This window comes from Streptomyces sp. NPDC002835, assembly GCF_053591995.1.
The window spans coordinates 1-19166 of record NZ_JBSFUW010000006.1; the positions used below are offsets into that span (position 1 = coordinate 1).

Annotated in this window: 16 protein-coding genes and 1 pseudogene; 7 read left to right on the top strand and 10 right to left on the bottom strand. The window is 71.0% G+C overall.

Annotation, left to right across the window (positions count from 1 at the left end):
- Positions 1–273 (bottom strand): annotated as a pseudogene (locus tag ACWD01_RS08380) (aldehyde dehydrogenase (NADP(+))); the annotation flags it as partial.
- A 196-nt stretch (positions 274–469) separates the two neighbouring features.
- On the opposite strand from ACWD01_RS08380, the gene ACWD01_RS08385 reads away from it, so the two are divergent.
- The 3 genes from ACWD01_RS08385 (at position 470) to ACWD01_RS08395 (ending at position 3745) form a co-directional block, all read left to right on the top strand.
- The gene (locus ACWD01_RS08385; RefSeq protein WP_451159414.1) at positions 470–1630 is read left to right on the top strand and encodes a mandelate racemase/muconate lactonizing enzyme family protein; all 1161 of its coding nucleotides are present in this window, start codon (positions 470–472) and stop codon (positions 1628–1630) included.
- Positions 1627–2655, top strand: coding sequence for a zinc-dependent alcohol dehydrogenase (locus ACWD01_RS08390; RefSeq protein ID WP_451159416.1), 1029 nt, complete (start codon positions 1627–1629; stop codon positions 2653–2655). Before ACWD01_RS08385 ends, ACWD01_RS08390 begins: the two co-directional genes overlap by 4 nt.
- Positions 2656–2779: 124 nt before the next feature.
- Positions 2780–3745 (top strand): hypothetical protein, encoded by a 966-nt coding sequence (locus ACWD01_RS08395; RefSeq protein ID WP_451159418.1) that lies wholly within the window; start codon positions 2780–2782, stop codon positions 3743–3745.
- An 81-nt stretch (positions 3746–3826) separates the two neighbouring features.
- On the opposite strand, the gene ACWD01_RS08400 is transcribed toward ACWD01_RS08395, so the two are convergent.
- The 8 genes from ACWD01_RS08400 to ACWD01_RS08435 all read right to left on the bottom strand — a co-directional run bounded on the left by ACWD01_RS08400 (position 3827) and on the right by ACWD01_RS08435 (position 12642).
- Positions 3827–4816 carry an arabinan endo-1,5-alpha-L-arabinosidase gene (locus tag ACWD01_RS08400; protein WP_451159420.1) on the bottom strand — a complete coding sequence of 330 codons (990 nt, stop codon included), beginning with the start codon at positions 4814–4816 and terminating at the stop codon, positions 3827–3829.
- 54 nt (positions 4817–4870) lie between these two features.
- On the bottom strand, positions 4871–5764 hold the full coding sequence (locus tag ACWD01_RS08405) for a carbohydrate ABC transporter permease (protein ID WP_451159422.1): 894 nt from the start codon (positions 5762–5764) through the stop codon (positions 4871–4873).
- Complete coding sequence (locus ACWD01_RS08410; protein WP_451159424.1) at positions 5761–6723, bottom strand: carbohydrate ABC transporter permease; 963 nt, start codon at positions 6721–6723, stop codon at positions 5761–5763. The genes ACWD01_RS08405 and ACWD01_RS08410 overlap by 4 nt, the downstream gene beginning before the upstream one ends.
- Entirely contained in the window at positions 6720–8060 is a 1341-nt protein-coding gene (locus tag ACWD01_RS08415; protein WP_451159426.1) for an extracellular solute-binding protein, read from the bottom strand. The genes ACWD01_RS08410 and ACWD01_RS08415 overlap by 4 nt, the downstream gene beginning before the upstream one ends.
- Positions 8061–8212: 152 nt before the next feature.
- Positions 8213–9742, bottom strand: coding sequence for an arabinosylfuranosidase ArfA (gene arfA / locus ACWD01_RS08420; RefSeq protein WP_451159428.1), 1530 nt, complete (start codon positions 9740–9742; stop codon positions 8213–8215).
- 26 nt (positions 9743–9768) lie between these two features.
- The gene (locus ACWD01_RS08425) at positions 9769–10815 is read right to left on the bottom strand and encodes an arabinan endo-1,5-alpha-L-arabinosidase (protein WP_451159430.1); all 1047 of its coding nucleotides are present in this window, start codon (positions 10813–10815) and stop codon (positions 9769–9771) included.
- Between the two features lie 205 nt (positions 10816–11020).
- Positions 11021–11872 carry an SMP-30/gluconolactonase/LRE family protein gene (locus ACWD01_RS08430; RefSeq protein WP_451159432.1) on the bottom strand — a complete coding sequence of 284 codons (852 nt, stop codon included), beginning with the start codon at positions 11870–11872 and terminating at the stop codon, positions 11021–11023.
- The gene (locus tag ACWD01_RS08435) at positions 11869–12642 is read right to left on the bottom strand and encodes an IclR family transcriptional regulator (RefSeq protein ID WP_451159434.1); all 774 of its coding nucleotides are present in this window, start codon (positions 12640–12642) and stop codon (positions 11869–11871) included. The genes ACWD01_RS08430 and ACWD01_RS08435 overlap by 4 nt, the downstream gene beginning before the upstream one ends.
- 221 nt (positions 12643–12863) lie before the next feature.
- Between ACWD01_RS08435 and ACWD01_RS08440 the strand changes: the two genes are divergently transcribed.
- From ACWD01_RS08440 to mmsB, 4 genes are read left to right on the top strand one after another with little or no spacing between them, the layout of a single operon-like run.
- Positions 12864–13895, top strand: a complete 1032-nt coding sequence (locus tag ACWD01_RS08440) for a hypothetical protein (protein WP_451159436.1) — start codon at positions 12864–12866, stop codon at positions 13893–13895.
- 5 nt (positions 13896–13900) lie between these two features.
- The gene (chvE, locus tag ACWD01_RS08445; protein WP_451159858.1) at positions 13901–15007 is read left to right on the top strand and encodes a multiple monosaccharide ABC transporter substrate-binding protein; all 1107 of its coding nucleotides are present in this window, start codon (positions 13901–13903) and stop codon (positions 15005–15007) included.
- 29 nt (positions 15008–15036) lie between these two features.
- A complete protein-coding gene (gene mmsA / locus ACWD01_RS08450; RefSeq protein ID WP_451159860.1) occupies positions 15037–16563 on the top strand; it encodes a multiple monosaccharide ABC transporter ATP-binding protein in 1527 nt (508 codons plus the stop codon).
- Between the two features lie 5 nt (positions 16564–16568).
- Complete coding sequence (mmsB, locus tag ACWD01_RS08455; protein ID WP_451159438.1) at positions 16569–17807, top strand: multiple monosaccharide ABC transporter permease; 1239 nt, start codon at positions 16569–16571, stop codon at positions 17805–17807.
- 132 nt (positions 17808–17939) lie between these two features.
- Here mmsB and ACWD01_RS08460 read toward each other — a convergent pair whose 3' ends face one another.
- Complete coding sequence (locus ACWD01_RS08460) at positions 17940–19109, bottom strand: aldose epimerase family protein (RefSeq protein WP_451159440.1); 1170 nt, start codon at positions 19107–19109, stop codon at positions 17940–17942.
- Between the last annotated feature and the right edge of the window lie 57 nt (positions 19110–19166).

The window sequence follows — 19166 nt, forward strand, 5'->3', positions numbered from 1 at the left end:
GAAACACGTCCGCGCCAGCTCACCCGACAACCGCACCGGCCCCAACGCCGTCTCCGCGTCCGCCGCCTCGACCAGACCCTCCCGAGCCGACTCCACCCCCCCCGCCGCCGACCGCAGAAACGCCGCCCGCACCACCCGGTCCCGCAGGGCCTCACGGGCCTCGTGGGCGGCCCGAACCACCGCGTCGACCGTACGGGCGTCGGCCTCGTCCGCGACCCGTTCACGCTGTGCCCCCGTGCGCGGGTCGATGCTCCATACCGGTGTTGCTGCCACTGCGTCGGCCTCCCAGACAAGTTGTTCGAGATTTCGTACTGCGTTCCCTATTTCGAACCTCTGCAGGTTATGCTCCACAGAGAAAGGCGGTCAAGGGCGTTCGCGCCCCATTGACACGCGACAAGCTCCGTCCTTACTGTCGCGGCAGAATTTCGAACATGTGTCGAGATATCGAACATGACAGGAGTCAACTGCCTTGCGCATCACGGGAATCAGTACACATGTGATCGGGACCCCTTGGCGGAACCTCACCTACGTCCAGGTCCACACCGACGAAGGACTCACCGGCATCGGCGAGACCCGCATGCTGGGCCACACCGACGCCCTCGTCGGCTATCTGCGTGAGGCCGAGGCGAACCACATCGCGGGGTCCGACCCGTTCGCGATCGAGGACCTCGTCCGCCGCATGAAGTACGGCGACTACGGCCGGGCCGGCGAGATCGTCATGTCGGGCATCGCCTGCGTGGAGATGGCCTGCTGGGACATCAAGGGCAAGGCGCTCGGCGTGCCGGTGTGGCAGCTGCTGGGCGGCAAGGTCCACGACCGGGTCAAGGCGTACGCGAACGGCTGGTACACCACGGAGCGCACCCCGGAGGCCTACCACAAGGCCGCCCGCGCGGTCATGGAGAAGGGCTACCGGGCCCTGAAGATCGACCCGTTCGGCACGGGTCACTACGAGCTGTCGCACCAGGAGACGCTGTACTCGGTGTCGCTGATCGAGGCGGTCCGGGACGCGATCGGTCCCGACGCCGAGCTGATGCTGGAGATGCACGGCCGCTTCTCCCCGTCCACGGCCGTGCGGCTGGCGGGTGAACTCGCCCCGTACCGGCCCGCGTGGCTCGAGGAGCCCGTGCCGCCGGAGAACCTGAAGGCGCTGGCGAAGGTGGCGGAGAAGGTCGACATGCCGATCGCCACGGGTGAACGCATCCACGACCGCATCGAGTTCCGCGAACTCTTCGAGTCGCAGGCCGCCGACATCCTCCAGCCGGACGTCGGTCACATCGGCGGCATCCTGGAGACCCGTAAGCTCGCCGCGACCGCAGAGACGCACTACATGCTCGTCGCACCGCACAACGTGGGCGGGCCCGTGCTGACGGCGGCCTCGCTCCAAGTCGGGTTCTCCACCCCGAACTTCAAGATCCTCGAGCACTTCAACGACTTCGCCGACGCGGAGATCAAGAAGGTCGTCAAGGGTGCGCCGCAGGTCGTGGACGGCTACTTCGAGCTGTCGCACGAACCGGGGCTCGGGGTCGAGCTCGACACCGACGCGGCCGCCGAATTCCCGCAGCAGCGGGCCCGGTTCGACCTGTGGGCCGAGGGCTGGGAGAAGCGCGACCCCACGGGGAACCAGGCATGACCCCCGGGGCGGACCGCCCGCCGCAGGAGATCGTGCTCGACGGTCCCGGCCGGTTCCGGCTCGCCGCGCACAGCCCGCGCCCGGCCGGCCCGGGCGAGGCGCAGGTCACGGTCGCGGCGGTCGGCATCTGCGGCAGCGACCGGGAGGTGTTCCAGGGCACCCGGCCGGAGGGCTACGTCCGCTATCCCGTCGTCCCGGGGCACGAGTGGTCGGGCACCGTGGCGGCCGTCGGGGACGGTGTGCCCGGCTCGCTCGTCGGCCGGAAGGTCGTCGGCGAGGGCTTCCGCAACTGCCAGGTCTGCGACCGCTGCCACGCGGGTGAGACCACTCTGTGCACCGCGGGCTACGAGGAGACCGGGTTCACCCGGCCGGGGGCGATGGCCTCGACCCTCACCCTGCCCGCCCGGCTGCTCCACCCGCTGCCGGACGACGCCGACCTGGCGGCCGCCGCCCTGCTCGAACCGGCGGCGTGTGTCGCCGCCGCGGCGCTCAAGGCGGCCGTCCGGCCCGGTGAGCGCGTGGCCGTCGTGGGCACCGGCACCCTCGGGATGCTCGCGGCGCAGCTCCTTGGGGCCTGCTCCCCCGCCGAGTTGCTGATGGTGGGCACCCGGTCCGACCGGGCCACTCTCGCCCGCTCCTTCGGGGCGACGGACTACCGCACGGTGGAGGAGGAGCCCCTGCCGGTCGGGTTCGACGTCGTCGTCGAGGCCGCCGGGGCGGCGTCGGCCGCCCGTACGTCGGCCGCGCTGCTGCGGCGCGGCGGCCGCCTGGTGCTCACCGGCATTCCCGCGCCCGGCGCCCTCGGGCTGGACCCGACCGATCTCGTGGTGCGCCAGCTGGAGGTCCACACCGTGTTCGGCGCGCCGCCGGCCGCCTGGGCGCACGCGGTGCGCGCCTTCGCCGCCGGGCTGCTCACGCCGCTGCCGCTGGTCACCCATGAGCTGACGCTCGACGCGTTCGAGCAGGCCATGGAGCTGGTGGGCGCCGGCGATCCCGCGGTCGGCAAGGTACTGCTGCGTCCCTGAGACCCACCCCCCACGCGGGCCGGGGCGGCGATCGGAGCCGTCCCGGCCCACACTCGATATCTCGAACGATATTCGGGATATCGAACATAGTCGACGACACCCTTCAGTCAGCCGGAGGAGATCCATGTCCCCGTCCTCACCACCGCGCCGCCCCGGCGAGCCCGCCCTGTCCGCTCTCGGCCTCGGCGGCGCGGCCCGCGACCCCGCCGACGCCTCGCCGCACACCTTCCCCGACGGCGGCCGCTGGCGGGTGGAGATCCCGTCCGTCGAGGGCCCGGAGGCGCTGGCCGCCGTACTCAAGGAGTCGACCCGGCTGGATGTGCCCGTGCACCGCATCAGCCAGGGCAGCGGCGTGTGGATGCTCAGCGACGACGAGATCACCGAGATGGCGGAGGCGACGGCCGAACGCGGCATCGAACTCTGCCTGTTCACCGGACCGCGCGGCACCTGGGACATCGGGGGCTCGACCCGTACCGACTCCCGCGGCGGGGGTCTGCGCGCCCGCGGGCACGACGCGGTCGCCGGCTGCGTCGAGGACGCCCTGCGCGCCACGGAACTGGGCGTCCGCTGCCTGCTCGTCGCCGACGAGGGGGTGCTGTGGACCCTGCACCGGGCCCGGACGCGGGGCCTCCTCCCCGCCGACACCACCCTCAAGGTCTCGGCGCTCATCGGCCCGGTCAACCCGGCCGCGTACGCCGTGTACGAGCGCCTCGGCGCCGACTCCCTCAATGTACCCAGCGACCTGACGCCGGCCCACCTCACCGAGATCCGCCGGGTGAGCCGTGCGCCGATGGACATGTACGTCGAGGCGCCGGACGACCTCGGCGGCTATGTCCGCATGTACGACATCGCCGAGCTGATCCGGCGCGGCGCTCCCCTCTACCTCAAGTTCGGCCTGGCCAAGGCCCCGTCCGTCTATCCGTCGGGCCTGCATCTGCGGGAGACCGTGCTGAGCACCGCCCGCGAGCGGGTGCGCCGGGGCAGGCTGGCGCTCGATCTGCTGGCGCGGCACGGGGCCGACGGCGCGATGTCGCCGCTCGGTGCGCGGCTGCCGGGCGAGCTGCACCGGTTCGAGGACGCCGGCGTCTGAGACACCGCGAAGGCCGGGGCGCACCGATCGGTGCGCCCCGGCCTTCGCGCCGTTCAGTGGGGGCGGGTCAGTGGGGGCAGGTCAGTAGACGGACGGCCAGCCACCGCCCCAGCCCAGCCGGTTGATGCCGAGCTTGGGGGTGCCGCCGTCCTGGCCGTCGTAGTAGTGGTAGACGAGGAGGTGGCCGTCCGCGTCCTTGATGACGGACTGCCCGCCCGGGCCGATCACCCGGCCGTGGGACTCGAGGACGAGCGTGCCACCGTTGTTCATCATCGGTACGCCGGCCCGGTCGGTGTAGGGCCCGGTGACCCGGCCCGACCGGCCGGCCTTGATCTTGTAGGTGGACGAGGTGCCGGCGCAGCACGTGTCGTACGAGGCGAAGAGGTAGTAGACGCCGTTGCGCTTGACCAGTTGGGGCGCCTCGACCGCGCGGCTGCCGGTGGGACGGGAGGCGAGGGAGTACCGCGTCCTGTCGCCGGCGTGCTGCTTGCCCGTGCCCGGGTCGAGGCGGATCATCTTGATCCCGGTCCACCAGGAACCGAAGGTGAGCCACCACGTACCGTCGTCGTCGACGAACAGGTTCGGGTCGATGGCGTTGTGGTCGCTCGATCCGTCCGTGCTGTGCACGATGCCGTGGTCGGTCCACGTGCCCGGCATTCCGGTGGAGGACGTCGCGAAGCCGATCGCCGAGGTGTTGGAGCCGAAGCGGGAAACGGCGTAGTACATCAGGTACTTGCCGCCGTGGTACGAGATGTCGGGGGCCCATGCCTCCGGTACGGAGGAGTAGCGGCTCCACCAGGAGGGCACGGTGGGGAACGCGGAGCCTCCGGCGCGGAAGGCGGTCCGGTCGGTGGACGAGCGCATGGCCAGTCCGCCGCCGGTGGAGTAGAGCAGATAGGTGCCGTCGGAACGGCGGACCATGGTGGGGTCGTGCACGACGATGTCACCGGTCACGTGCCCCGGCGCCGGGTAGGCGAGAGCCGTACCCGGAGCCAGGGCCAGCAGTGTGGCCAGGGGGATCGACACCAGTGCGCGTGCGAGCGGGCGGGGCAGGAGTGCTGTGCGGCTCATTGCGATGACTCCTTTTCGGACAACCGTGTCGGCGGGCCCGCTCCGGGCCCGTCACTACTGGCCGGCGAGACCCGTGTGCGCGATGCCGCGCACGATCTGCCGCTGGAAGAGCATGAACACGATCAGCAGGGGCAGCCCGGCGATGACCAGGGCCGCCATGATCTGCGCGTAGCGGACGCCGAACGACGACTGGACGTTGACCAGGCCGACGGGCAGCGTCATCCCGGCGGGGTCGGTGGTCACCAGGAACGGCCACAGGAAGTTGTTCCAGGTGGAGATGAAGGTGAAGATCGCGACGGCGGCGAGCACCGGCCGGGACAACGGCATCACGATCGTCCAGAAGACCCGCCAGCGTCCCGCGCCGTCGACGAAGGCCGCCTCCTCCAGCTCCCGCGGCACCCCTTCGAAGAACTTCACCAGGATGAAGACCATGGCCGGCACGGCGACCTGGGGCAGGATCACACCCCAGTAGGTGTCGACCAGACCGAGCTGCACCATCTCGGTGAACAGCGGCGCGATCAGCACCTGCGGCGGCACCATGATGCCCGCGAGGACCAGCCCGTACAGCAGCTTGCGGCCGCGGAAGTCGGTGCGGGTGAAGCCGTAGGCGGCCATCGCGCACGTCAGGACGGTCAGCACGGTCGTCATCAGGGAGATGTACGCGGAGTTCAGCATCCAGCGCATCAGATCGCCGGACTCCCACACCTTGGTGTACGCCTCGAAGGTGATGCGCGAGCCGATCCATTCGAGCGGGGTGCTCGTCGTCTCCGCCTCGGGCTTCAGCGAGGTCGCCACGGCCCAGGCCAGCGGGATCAGCCAGGCGACGGCCACGACCAGGGCGATCACCAGCAGGGCGATCCTGCCGCCGGTCCAGCGGATTCGGCGACCGCCGGCGTCGGTGGCGGTCCGGCGGACGGACGGGATCTTGGCGGTGACGGAACCGCTCACTTTGCGGCCTCCTCAGCTCGGCGCCGGGACAGCACGGGCTGCACCAGGGAGACGATCAGGATCAGGGCGAAGAAGATGTAGGAGACGGCCGAGGCGTAGCCGATGCGGTATCCGGTGAATCCCTGCTGGTAGACGTACTGGAGGATGGGCCGGGTGGACTCGTCGGGGCCGCCGCCGGTCATGATGTAGACCTGGTCGAAGATCTTCAGCGAGGCCAGCACCTGGAGGACGATCACCAGTCCGGTGGTGCGGCGCAGCATCGGCAGCGTGATGTGCCACAGGCGGTGCCAGGCGCCGGCGCCGTCCAGTTCCGCGGCCTCGTACAGATGGACCGGGACGGCCTGCAGCGCGGCCAGGTAGAGCAGGAAGTTGAAGCCGACCGTCCACCAGACGGTGGTCGCCACGATGGAGAGCATCGCGTAGCGCTCCTCGCTCAGCCAGCCGATGCCCCGCTCGAGGCCGGCGGAGGCGAGCATCTGGTCGGCGAGGCCGAAGCCGGACGGGAAGATCATCTGCGCGAAGAGCAGGCAGACCACCCCGGACGGCAGCAGGAACGGGGCGAACCAGCTCAGCCTCCACAGCCACTGCACCACCCGGAGCTGGTGCGAGAGCAGCGCCAGTCCCAGGCCGACGAGGACGAGCGGGACGGTGGAGAGCACGGTGAACCAGACCGTGTTCCACAGCGAGGACCAGACGTCCGGGTCGGCGATGGCCTCGGCATAGTTGGCCAGGCCGACGAACTCGCCCCCGGTGCCGGTGATGTTCTCGCTCGTCAGGCTCATGCCGACGCCGGATATCAGCGGCCACAGCAGGAACATCGCGTACACGAGCAGGAACGGGGCGACGAAGACCAGGCCGTGCTCGGTCCAGCTGCGGTGGACGGAGCGGACCGGCGTGCGGCCGGCGGCGGTGCGGTCCTTCGCCACCGGTGGCGGCGGTGCCGCGGTGGTGGTGGTCATGACGCGACTCCGGGAAGGGGATTACGGGTGTCGAGGAGGTTCCTGAGGCGGGACTTGGCCTCGGTCAGGGCGCCGCGGGGGGTGCGGGAGCCGGTGAGGACGCCCGAGAAGACGGCGCCGAGCTCGATCCACATCCGGGAGGCGGAGCCGGCGAACCACGCGGGCTCGTCGAGCGCCACGTCGTCGATGACGCCGCGGTACTCGGACTGGGGCTTCAGCTCGAGATAGGCGGGGTCCTTCAGGACCGGGCGGTACGCGGGCACATGGCCGCCCTCGGCCCAGGCGACGGAGTTGCGCAGCATCCAGGCGACCAGGGTGTGGGCGGCCTCGTTGGACGCTCCGCCGCGGCCGGCCTGGTGCGGCAGGACGAAGGCGTGGCAGTCGGCCTGGACGGAGGGGCGGCCGAAGAGGGCGGGGACGCGGGTCATGGAGAACGGGATCCCTGCCGTGCGGAAGGTGCTGATCTCCCATTCGCCGTTGAGGTGAAAGGCCGTCTTCCCGCCGTTGAAGATGCCGACGGAGGCGCCGTAGTCGGCGCGGCGCACCATCAGCCCCTCCTCCGAGAGCGTGGCCATGTACGTCAGGACGCGCAGTGCCTTCGCGTCGTCCAGCGCGAGGCGCTTGCCGTCCTCGGAGAGGACCTTGCCGCCGGTCTGGGAGTAGAAGGTGGCGAACAGCCGCCAGGGGGTGATGCAGTCGGGGCCGAGGGTCTCGGTCACGAGACCGGGCAGGCCGGTGGCCTTCTTCGCCGCGCGCAACGCGTCGGCGAACTCCTCTGCCCCCTCGATGGGTTTGAGCCGGCCGCCCGTCATGAGCCCGGCCTTCTCGCACACCTCGGTCTGGTAGTAGAGCACCATGGGGTGGGTGTCGAGCGGTACGGCGTACTGCTTTCCGGCCACCTGGCCGCGCTGCCAGATGTCCGGCGGGAAGTCCTGCTCGCGCACTCCGAGGTCGGCGAGCAGGTCCAGGTCGAACGGGTCGAGGAGCCGGCCGGGGGCGAAGCCGGCGAGCCGGGCGAGATGCAGCACGGCCAGTTCGGGAGCGCGTCCGCCGGCGCCCGCCATGCCCAGCTTGGTGTAGTAGGGGGCGCCCCACTGGAGTGTCACGGCCTCCAGCGCCACGTCCCGGTGCTCGGCGCGGAAGTCGTCGAGCATGCCCTGCATGTTGACGCCGTCGCCGCCGCCGAACAGATGCCAGAACCGCAGTGGGGTCTGTCCGGGGCCGGCGGTGGCGGACGGCGCGGCGCAGCCGGACAGGGGGCCCAGGGCCGCGGCGCCGGCCAGGGCGCCGACGCCGCCGGCGAGGGCTCGTCGCCGGGTGAGGAGGGAAGGGTGCATGGCGGCTCGTCTCTGCGGAAGTTCGGTCGGTGGCTGAAGTTGCTGAAGTCGCGGCTGAGGTCGCGGCGGGTCGGTGCCGGGGGCCGCCCGGCCCCGGTGCCCGGGGCGAGGCGGGGGCGGGCGGCGGCTTGTGCGGGAGGGGCGGGGGAAGGTCAGGCGTCGGGGGCCAGGCGGATCACGTTCCACGACAGCGGTTCGAGGGTGACGTCGAGGACGCCCGCGTCGAGCCGGGCGCCGTCACCGGCGTGCGGCACGACGCGCTCGGGGTCGGCGAGGGTGTTGCGCGCGTCCGGGTCGGCGTCGCTCAGCACGCTGTGCGCCACGACGCGGCTCACGTCCAGCCCGGAGAGGGCCACGCGCAGCGGCAGCGGCTCGTGCTGGTCGCGGTTGACGGCGAAGACGGTGACGGCGCCGCTCTCCGGGTCGCGTACGGCGGTGGCGTGCAGCAGCGGCACCTCGCCGTAGGCGGCGGTGCGGTACGTGGGCGACTCGGCCCGTACGTCGAGGACTTCGCCGCGCCCGTACCGGGAGGCCTGGGCGAAGGGGAAGAACGTCGTCTGCCGCCAGGCGGGGCCGCCCGGTTCGGTCATGATCGGGGCGATCACGTTGACGAGCTGGGCGAGACAGGCGACGGTGACCCGGTCGGCGTGGCGCAGCAGCGCGATCAGCAGCGAGCCGAAGACGACGGCGTCGGTGACGCTGTAGTTGTCCTCCAGCAGCCGCGGCGCCTCCGGCCAGTCAAGCGGGTTGGCCTCGCTCTCGGCCTGGAAGCGCCGCTGGTACCAGACGTTCCACTCGTCGAAGGAGAGCTGGATCTTCTTCTTCGACTTGAGCCGGGCGCCGACGTGGTCGCAGGTGGCGACGACGTTCTCGATGAAGGACTCCATGTCGACGGCGGAGGCGAGGAACGAGTCGCGGTCGCCGTCGAGTTCCTCGTAGTACGCGTGCAGGGAGATGTGGTCGACCAGGTCGTACGTCTCCGCGAGGACCGTGGCCTCCCAGGCGGCGAAGGTGGGCATGGCCTGGCTGGAGCTGCCGCAGGCGACGAGTTCCAGACCGGGGTCGATCTGGCGCATCGCCCGGGCGGTCTCGGCCGCCAGCCTGCCGTACTCCTCGGCCGTCTTGTGGCCGGTCTGCCAGGGCCCGTCCATCTCGTTGCCGAGGCACCACAGGCGGATGCCGAACGGGTCCTTGTCGCCGTGCGCGATACGCCGGTCGGACAGTTCGGTGCCGGCCGGGTGGTTGGCGTACTCCTGGAGCTGGAGCGCTTCGGCCACGCCCCGGGTGCCGAGGTTCACGGCCATCATCGGCTCGGCCTGGGGGCCGACCTTCTTCAGGAAGGCGATGAACTCGCTCAGCCCGAAGCGGTTGGTCTCGGTGGACCGCCAGGCGAGGTCGAGCCGGCGCGGCCGCTCCTCGGCGGGGCCGACGGAGTCCTCCCACTGGTAGCCGGAGACGAAGTTGCCGCCGGGGTAGCGGATCGCGGTGACGCCGAGTTCGCGGACCAGTTCCAGGACGTCGGTCCGCAGTCCGGCCTCGTCGGCGGCCGGGTGGCCGGGCTCGTAGACGCCGGTGTACACACAGCGGCCCAGGTGCTCGACGAAGGAGCCGAAGAGACGGGGATTCACCTCTCCCACGGTGAAGGCCGGGTCGAGTGTGAAGCGGGCGTTGCGCTCGGGCATGGTGTCCTTCCGAAGGGGTGCGGGCGTCAGCGGGAGACGGCCGGCCAGCCGTCCTTGCCCCAGGTCAGGGCGTTGAGGCCGAGCTTGGGCCGGCCTTCGTCCGCCGCGTCGTAGTAGTGGTAGACGAGGACGTCGCGGCCGCGGTCGCGGAGCACGGACTGGCCGCCGGTGCCGACGTACCTGCCGTGTCCGGCGAGCAGCAGCTCGCCGCCGCCCTCGGTCATGGGGGTGCCGTCGCGGTCGTAGTAGGGGCCGGTGGGGCTGGTGGCCCGGCCGACGCGGATGTTGTACGTCGACTCGGTGCCGGCGCAGCAGCGGTCGTAGGAGACGAAGAGGTAGTACCGGCCGCGGTGCTTGACGATGTACGGCGCCTCGACGGCGTACGGCTCGTCCGGGCGGGTGGCCAGGTGCAGCACCTCGGGGTCGTCGGTGGCCGGTTTGCCGGTGCGGCGGTCGAGCTCGATCATGCGGATGCCGGTCCAGTACGAGCCGAAGCTCATCCAGACCTTGCCGTCGGCCTCGATGACGGCCGGGTCGATGGCGTTGTAGTGGTCCGAGGTCGTGGTCGCGAAGACGACGCCGCGGTCCTGCCAGGTGCCGGGCCGGCCGGAGACGGAGGTGGCGAGGCCGATGGCGGAGTGGTTGGAGCCGAAGGACGAGACGGCGTAGTAGAGCCAGTGCACGCCGCCCCGGTAGGTGACCTCGGGCGCCCAGGGGTCGCCCTCGGGCGAGTAGGCGCGCCACCAGTCGGGGATCTCGGTGAAGGCGGAGCCGGCGCGCCGCCAGGTCCGGCCGTCCTGGGAGACGCGGGCCTCGATCTTGTTGTGGGTGGAGTAGACGACGTAGCTGCCGTCCGCCAGCCGGACGGCGGACGGGTCGTGGACCTCGGTGTCCCCGGTGACGGGGCGCGGGTCCGGGTACGCGGCGGCGGACGCCGGGGCGGGAGCGGCAGAACCCGCGGGGCCGGCGGCGTGGCCGGGCAGGGCGCCGGCGCCGCACAGGGCCGCGGCCAGCGCGGTGGCGGTGACGGCGGTTCCGAGGTGCTTGCGGCGTCCGGATCGGGCGGCATTCATGAAGGGCGGCTCCTTCATTCGACGGGGAGAGGGAAGGGGGAGCAGCCGTAGACGTTCGAAATACCGGCACATGCTCGCGACTTCGAACGGGACCGTAGACGCGGGGAAACGAGCCGTCAATGACTTTCGCTGAAATGACGAACAAGGTTCGATATACCGAACGCCAGTGTGGGCGGTGGGGCCTTCACCGGCCCACCCCGGCCGCTCAGCCGAGGAACGCCGGCTGCGCCAGCCCCTTGCCCGCGTCGGGAAGCACCAGCACCGAGCCCGACAGCGGATGCGGCGCGGCGAGTCCCTTGCGGGCGGAGGTGATGTAGAGGTCGGTGAGGCCGGCGCCGCCGAAGGCGCACGAGGTGGGCCGGCGCACCGGGAGCGCGACGACGCGGTCCGACTCCCCCTCGGGCGTGTAGCGGCGCACCGCGCCGCCGTCCCAGAGGGCCACCCAGAGGCAGCCGTCCGCGTCCACGGTCAGCCCGTCGGGGTAGCCCGCGCCCGGCTCGACGACGGCCAGCGGACGGCGGTTCACCGGCACCGGGTCGCCGGGCCGTACGTCGAACACGTCGATGCGGCGGGTCGGCGAGTCGACGTAGTACATCCGACTGCCGTCCGGACTCCATCCCGTGCCGTTGCTGACGGCGACGTCGGTCAGCAGCGGGGCGACCGTGCCGTCCGGTGCGATCCGGGTGAGCGTCCCGCCGCCGGGCGCCTCGTCGTAGCGCATGGTCCCGGCCCACAGGGAGCCGTCCGGCGCCACGGCCGCCTCGTTGCCGCGCCGCCCCTCGACCGGGGCCCGGTGCAGCCAGCGGAAGGCGCCGTCGGCGTCGTAGAGTCCCACGCCGTCCCGGAGGTTGACGACCAGTCCCCCGCCGGCGCGCGGCTTGGCGGCTCCCACGTGCTGCTCGGTGGCCATGACGCTACGCCGGCCGGTGGCGGGGTCGTAGGTGTGCACGCGCGCGGAGAGGATGTCGACCCACAGCAGACGGGCGGCCGACGCGTCCCAGGTGGGGCCCTCGCCCAGTACGGCCTCGTGCCGCACCGCGATCTCGGGGCGCCTCACAGCGCGGCCCGGTGGCCGAGCCGCTCGGACAGGTCCGCGGCGCCCTTGGCGGCCAGCGGCCGCAGCTCCGCGAGGCGTTCCTCGCTCCAGCGGATCATCGGCACGGAGATGGAGAGCGCCGCGACGACCCGTCCGGAGCGGTCGCGCACCGGCGCGGCGACACAGCTGACGTCCGCGTTCGACTCGCGCTGCTCCAGGGCGACGCCGGCGGACCGCACGGTCGCGAGCTCGGAGCGCAGCGCGGCCGGGTCGGTGATGCTGTTCGGCGTCATGGCCACCAGTTCGGTGCCCGGTGCGAGGCGGGCGTCGAGCTGGTCCTCCGGGAGGGAGGCGAGCAGCATCTTGCCGACGGCGGTGCAGTGCGCCGGCAGGCTCCGGCCCGCGGCCGAGACCATGCGGACGGCGTGGGTGGAGTCGACCTTCGCGACGTAGAGGACCTGGGAGCCGTCCAGGATCGCCACGTGGACGGTCTCGCCGCAGGTCTGCGCGACGGACCGAGCGACCTCCTGGCCCTCGCGGGCGAGGTCGAGCTGCTCGGCGTAGCGGCTGCCGAGCTGGTAGGTGCGGACGCCGAGCCGGTAGCGCCCGGACTGGCCTTCCACGGCGACGAGATAGGACCGGGCCGTGAGTGTGGTGATGAGTTCGTGCACAGTGGTGCGCGGCAGCTGGAGTTTGCGGACGATGTCGGGGGCCGACAGCGTCCCGTCCCCGTCGAGGAAGAGCTCCAGAATGTCGAGAGCCCGGGTGACAGCGGGCACGTGGCGCCCCATGACTTCCCCCTTGTTCGAGATGGCAACGTTCGAGAAGCGACTGTTCGAGATATCAACGCTTGACCGACTGAGCGAACAGTCTATCGCCGCAGCCTTCCGCCGGTAAGCGGTGCGGATCTGCTGTTTTCGCTGTCCGACCCATTGACACCCGCCCTCCACGGTCCTTACCTTCACCGCAGAATCTCGAACACCGTCCGATATACCGAACATTGAGGTTGCTCGTGACTCCTCCCTCCGCGCCGGCCACCGGCAAACGCCGACCGGGCGAGCCGGCGCTCGCCGCACTCGGCCTGGCCGCTCCCGCCGAGAACCCGGCGGACGCCTCCCCGCACCGGTTCCCCGACGGGGGCGGCTGGCGCACCGAGATCCCCTCCTGCGAGGGCCCCGAGGTGCTCGCCGTCGTACTCGACGAGGCCGCCCGGCTGGACCTGCCGATCCACCGCGTCAGCCAGGGCAGCGGCGTCTGGATGCTGACCGACCGCGAGATCACCGAGATGGTGCAGGCGACGGCCGAACGCGGCATCGAGCTCTGCCTGTTCACCGGACCGCGCGGCACCTGGGACACCGGCGCGTCGACCCGTACCGACTCCGGCGGCTCCGGGCTGCGGGCCCGCGGTCACGACGCGCTCGCCGGGTGCGTCGAGGACGCCCTGCGCGCCGCCTCCCTCGGCGTCCGGTGCCTGCTCGTCGCGGACGAGGGGGTGCTCTGGTGCCTGCACCGGCTGCGGGCGCAGGGGGTGCTGCCGGCCGACACGACGTTCAAGGTCTCCGCACTCGTCGGCCCGGTCAACCCGGCCGCGTACGCGGTCCATGAGCGTCTCGGCGCCGACTCCGTCAACGTCCCCTCGGACCTGACGCCGGCTCACCTCACCGAGATCCGCCGGGTCAGCGGCGCGCCGATGGACCTCTACGTCGAGGCCCCCGACGACCTCGGCGGCTACGTCCGCATGTACGAGACGGCCGAACTGATCCGGCGCGGCGCCCCGCTGTACCTCAAGTTCGGGCTGAGCAGGGCTCCCGGTTTCTACCCGTACGGCGCCCAGATGCGGGACGCGATGCTGGCATCGGCCCGCGAACGCGTCCGGCGCGGACGGCTCGTGCTCGACCTGCTCGCCCGGCACGGCGCCGACGGCGGGATGTCGCCGCTCGGCTCCCGCCTCCCCGGCCCGCTGCACCGCTTCCCGGTCACCGACCTGCCCACAGACCTGCCCGGCGCCGCTCCGGCGGTCGTTCTCTCACCTCTGAAGGACTGATGATGATGCGTAACCGCCGAACCACGCTCGCAACCGCCGTCGCCGCCGCGCTCGCGCTGTCCCTCGCCGCCTGCGGCCAGAACAGCACGGGCGGCAGCAAGCAGGAGGACAAGGGCGGCAAGGGCTCCACCATCGGCATCGCCATGCCCACCAAGTCGTCGGAGCGGTGGATCGCCGACGGCGACAACATGGCCGCCCAGTTCCAGAAGCTCGGCTACAAGACGGATCTGCAGTACGGCGACGACGACGTCGACCAGCAGGTCAACCAGATCGAGAACATGATCACCAAGGGCGTCGACGTCCTCGTCGTCGCCGCCATCGACGGCCGGGCGCTGGGCGACGTGCTGCGCCAGGCGGGCGATCAGGGCATCAAGGTGATCTCGTACGACCGGCTGATCCTCGGCAGCGACGACGTCGACTACTACGCGTCCTTCGACAACGAGAAGGTCGGCGAGCTCCAGGCCGGCTACATCGTGGAGAAGCTGGGCCTGAAGGACGGCGGCGCGAAGGGCCCGTTCACCGTCGAGCTGTTCGCCGGCTCGCCCGACGACAACAACACCCGCTTCTTCTTCCAGGGCGCGTGGAAGGTCCTCAAGCCCTACATCGACAAGAAGCAGCTCGTGGTCCGCAGCGGGCAGACCCGGCTGGAGCAGATCACCACCCTGCGCTGGGACGGCGGCACCGCGCAGAAGCGCATGGACGACCTGCTGACCGGCTCGTACTCCTCGGACACCGTGGACGCCGTGCTCTCCCCGTACGACGGCATCTCGATCGGCATCCTGTCCGCGCTCAAGTCCGACGGCTACGGCACCAAGGCCAAGCCGTACCCGGTGGTCACCGGGCAGGACGCGGAGGTCGCCTCCGTGAAGTCCATCATCGCCGGGCAGCAGACGCAGACCGTCTACAAGGACACCCGGGCGCTCGCCAAGCAGGCCGTGCAGATGGCCGACGCCGTGCTGAACGACAAGAAGCCCGAGGTCAACGACACCACGACCTACGACAACGAGAAGAAGGTCGTGCCCGCCTTCCTGCTCGACCCGGTCAGCGTCGACAAGTCCAACTACCAGCAGGTGCTCGTCGACTCGGGCTACATCAAGGCGAGCGACCTGTGACGGGCGGCGCCGCCGCGCCGATCCTCCAGATGCGCTCGATCGGCAAGTCGTTCCCCGGGGTGCGCGCGCTGTCCGACGTGACGCTGACCGTGGCGCCCGGCGAGGTGCACGCCATCTGCGGGGAGAACGGCGCCGGCAAGTCGACGCTGATGAAGGTCCTCAGCGGGGTGCATCCGCACGGCAGTTACGAGGGGGACATCCTCTTCGAGGGCGAGCGGTGCGCCTTCAAGGACATCCGGGCCAGCGAGGACCGCGGCATCGTCATCATCCACCAGGAACTCGCCCTGGTGCCGTACCTGTCCATCGCCGAGAACATCTTCCTCGGCAACGAGCACTCCCGGCGCGGCGTCATCAGCTGGAACGAGACCCTGCGCCACGCCGCCGCCCTGCTCCAGCGCGTCGGCCTCCGGGAGCATCCGCAGACCCGGGTCGCGGACATCGGCGTCGGCAAGCAGCAGCTCGTGGAGATCGCCAAGGCGCTCTCCAAGAAGGTGAAGCTGCTGATCCTGGACGAGCCGACGGCCGCGCTCAACGACGAGGACAGCGCCAAACTCCTCGTCCTGATGAAGGAGTTGAAGGAGCAGGGCATCACCTCGATCATCATCTCGCACAAGCTGGGCGAGATCGCCGAGGTCGCCGACTCCGTCACCGTCATCCGCGACGGCCGCACCATCGAGACGCTCGACGTCAGGGACGGCGACACCACGGAGGACCGCATCATCCGCGGCATGGTCGGCCGCGACCTGGACCACCGGTTCCCGGAGCGCACGCCGTGGACCGGCGACCAGGGCGCCCACCCCGCGCTGGAGATACGGGACTGGACGGTGCACCACCCCATCGATCAGCAGCGCAAGGTGGTCGACAACGTGTCCGTCGACGTCCGCCGGGGCGAGATCGTCGGCATCGCCGGGCTGATGGGGGCCGGCCGCACGGAGCTGGCCATGAGCGTCTTCGGCCGCTCCTACGGACGCAACATCAGCGGAACGGTGCTCAAGGACGGCAAGGAGATCAGGACCCGCACGGTCCCGGAGGCGGTCGGACACGGCATCGCGTACGTCACCGAGGACCGCAAGCACTACGGCCTCAACCTGATCGACACCATCGGCCGCAACATCACCATGAGCGCCCTGTCCAAGGTCTCGCGGCGCGGCATCGTGGACGAGCACGCGGAGCGCCGGGTCGCCGAGTCGTACCGCACCAGCATGAACATCAAGGCGCCGACGGTCATGGAGCAGGTCGGCCGGCTGTCCGGCGGCAACCAGCAGAAGGTCGTCCTCAGCAAGTGGATCTTCGCCGGTCCCGATGTGCTGATCCTCGACGAACCGACCCGCGGCATCGACGTGGGCGCGAAGTTCGAGATCTACACCGTGATCGACCGGCTCGCCGCCGAGGGCAAGGCCGTCGTCCTCATCTCCTCCGAACTCCCCGAACTGCTCGGCATGTGCGACCGCATCTACACGATGTCCGCCGGGCGCCTCACGGGCGAGGTGCCGCGCGGGGAGGCGACCCAGGAAGTCCTCATGCGCCGCATGACCGACACCAGCGACAAGAGGTAACAGACATGGGCCCGGTCACCACCGACGCCAAGAACAGCCGGCCCAGCCCGGCGCCGCCGGGCGCACGCGCCGGCACGAAGTCGCTCCTGATGGACGCGGCCCGCCGCAACATGCGGCAGTACGGGATGCTCGTCGCCCTGGCGCTCATCGTCGTGCTGTTCGAGATATGGACCGACGGTGTCCTGCTGATGCCGAACAACGTCACCAATCTCGTGCTCCAGAACAGCTACATCCTGGTGCTCGGCATCGGCATGATGATCGTCATCATCTCGGGCCACATCGACCTGTCGGTCGGTTCCCTGGCGGCCTTCGTCTCCGCGGCCTGCGCGGTGATGATGGTCGAGCACGACGTGCCGTGGATGCTCGCCCTGGTGCTGGCCCTGTGCCTCGGCGCGGTCGCGGGGGCGTGGCAGGGCTTCTGGATCGCGTACGTCGGCATCCCGTCGTTCATCGTCACGCTGGCGGGCATGCTGCTGTTCCGCGGCGGCACCCAGATCCTGCTCGGCAGCCGTTCCCTCGGGCCGTTCCCCGAAGGGTTCCAGAAGATCTCCACCGGCTATCTGCCGGAGATCGGCCCGGTCACCAACTACCACAACCTGACGCTGCTGCTGGGTCTCGCGCTGCTCGCGTTCGCCCTGTGGCAGGAGGTCCGCGACCGGCGCCGGCAGCAGAAGTACGAGCTCGACGTGCTGCCGAGGGGCCTCTTCCTGGCCAAGTGCGCCGCCCTCGCGGCGGCGGTCCTCGCCTTCACCATGACCCTCGCCAGCTACCGCGGCGCCCCGGTCGTGCTGCTGCTCCTGGCCGCCCTGCTCGTCGGCTTCGGCTTCGTGATGCGCAACGCGGTCGTCGGACGCCATGTCTACGCCCTCGGCGGCAACCAGGCGGCGGCCAAGCTGTCGGGCGTGAAGGACAAGCGCGTCACGTTCCTGGTGTTCGTCAACATGGGTGTGCTGGCGGCGCTGGCCGGCGTCGTCTACGCCGCGCGTCTGAACGCCGGTGTGCCGCAGGCGGGCGTGAACTTCGAACTCGAGGCCATCGCGGCGGCGTTCATCGGCGGCGCGTCCATGAGCGGCGGCGTCGGGACGGTGCTCGGCGCGGTCATCGGCGGCCTGGTCCTCGGTGTGCTCAACAACGGCATGTCGCTCGTCGGCATCGGCAGCGACTACCAGCAGGTCATCAAGGGGCTGGTGCTGCTGGCGGCGGTCGGGTTCGACGTCTGGAACAAGCGCAAGGTCGGTTCCTGACCTACTGACTGACGCCGGGCGAGCGGGGCCGCCGGTACGAACTTCCGTACCGGCGGCCCGCCGCCGTCCGGGCCGGGACGGGGCCGACGGGGTGCCGAGCGCCGCCTCCGCGCGCCCGCTTCCCGAGCTCCGTCAGAAGGTGGCGAAGGAGTGCACCGTCGAGGACCGGTACGTCTGCCCGGGGCGCAGCACGGTCGAGGGGAAGCCGGGCCGGTTGGGCGAGTCGGGGAAGTGCTGGGTCTCCAGACAGAAGCCGTCGCCCTGGCGGTAGACCCGTCCTGAGGTGCCCTTCAGGGTGCCGTCGAGGAAGTTCCCGCTGTAGAACTGCACTCCCGGCTCGGTGGTGGCGATCCTCATGATCCGTCCGGAGGCGGGTTCCACCACGGTGATCACCTGCTCCGGCGTCGCGGTGGCACCCTTGTCGAGCACGAAGTTGTGGTCGTACCCCTGCCCCAGCAGTATCTGCTCGTGGCCCTCGCGCAGGTCGTCGCCGATGCGCTTGGCGTGCCGGAAGTCGAAGGGCGTCCGTGCCACCGGCGCCCGTTCGCCGGTCGGGATGAGCGTGGCGTCGACGGGCGTGTAGCGGGAGGCGTCGATCCGCAGCCGGTGGTCGTGGACGGCGCCGCTGCCCTCCCCTGCCAGGTTGAAGTAGGTGTGGTTGGTGAGGTTGACGACGGTGGGCCGGTCCGTGGTCGCCTCGTAGTCGATGCGGAAGTCGCCGCGCGGGGTGAGGACGTAGTCGACCCGGATGGTCAGGGCGCCGGGATAGCCCATCTCGCCGTCCGGGCTGACGCGGCGCAGGGTGAGCCCGGTGTCGGCCCCCCTCCGGTACGGCTCGACGTCCCACACGCGCTTGTCGAAGCCCTGGTCCCCGCCGTGGAGACTGTTGGGGCCGTCGTTGGCCGGGAGCCGGTACACGGTGCCGTCGAGGGTGAACCGGGCGCCGGCTATGCGGTTTCCGTAGCGGCCGATGAGGGCGCCGAAGTACGGGCTCTTCGCGACGTAGCCGGCCAGGTCGGCGAAGCCGAGCGACACGTTCGCCGGGCGGCCGCGGCGGTCGGGGATCTCGAGCGCCTGGACGATGCCGCCGTACGACAGGACCCGCAGCCGGGTACCGCCGCTCGCGACGGTCCACCGGTCGACGGGGGTGCCGTCGGCCAGTGTCCCGAAGCGTTCGCGGACCGGCTCGTGTGCGCGGGCGGCCCCTCCGGCAGCCGGGTCGGCCGCTGCTGCCGTCGTGGTGGCCGCGGCCGCTGCGGCGCCCGCGGCCGCCGCCAGGACCGCGCGCCTGCTGGTCGTCATGGTTCCTCATCACTCCTTCGCCGGCCGCCGAATTTGCGACCTGTTCGATATGTCGAT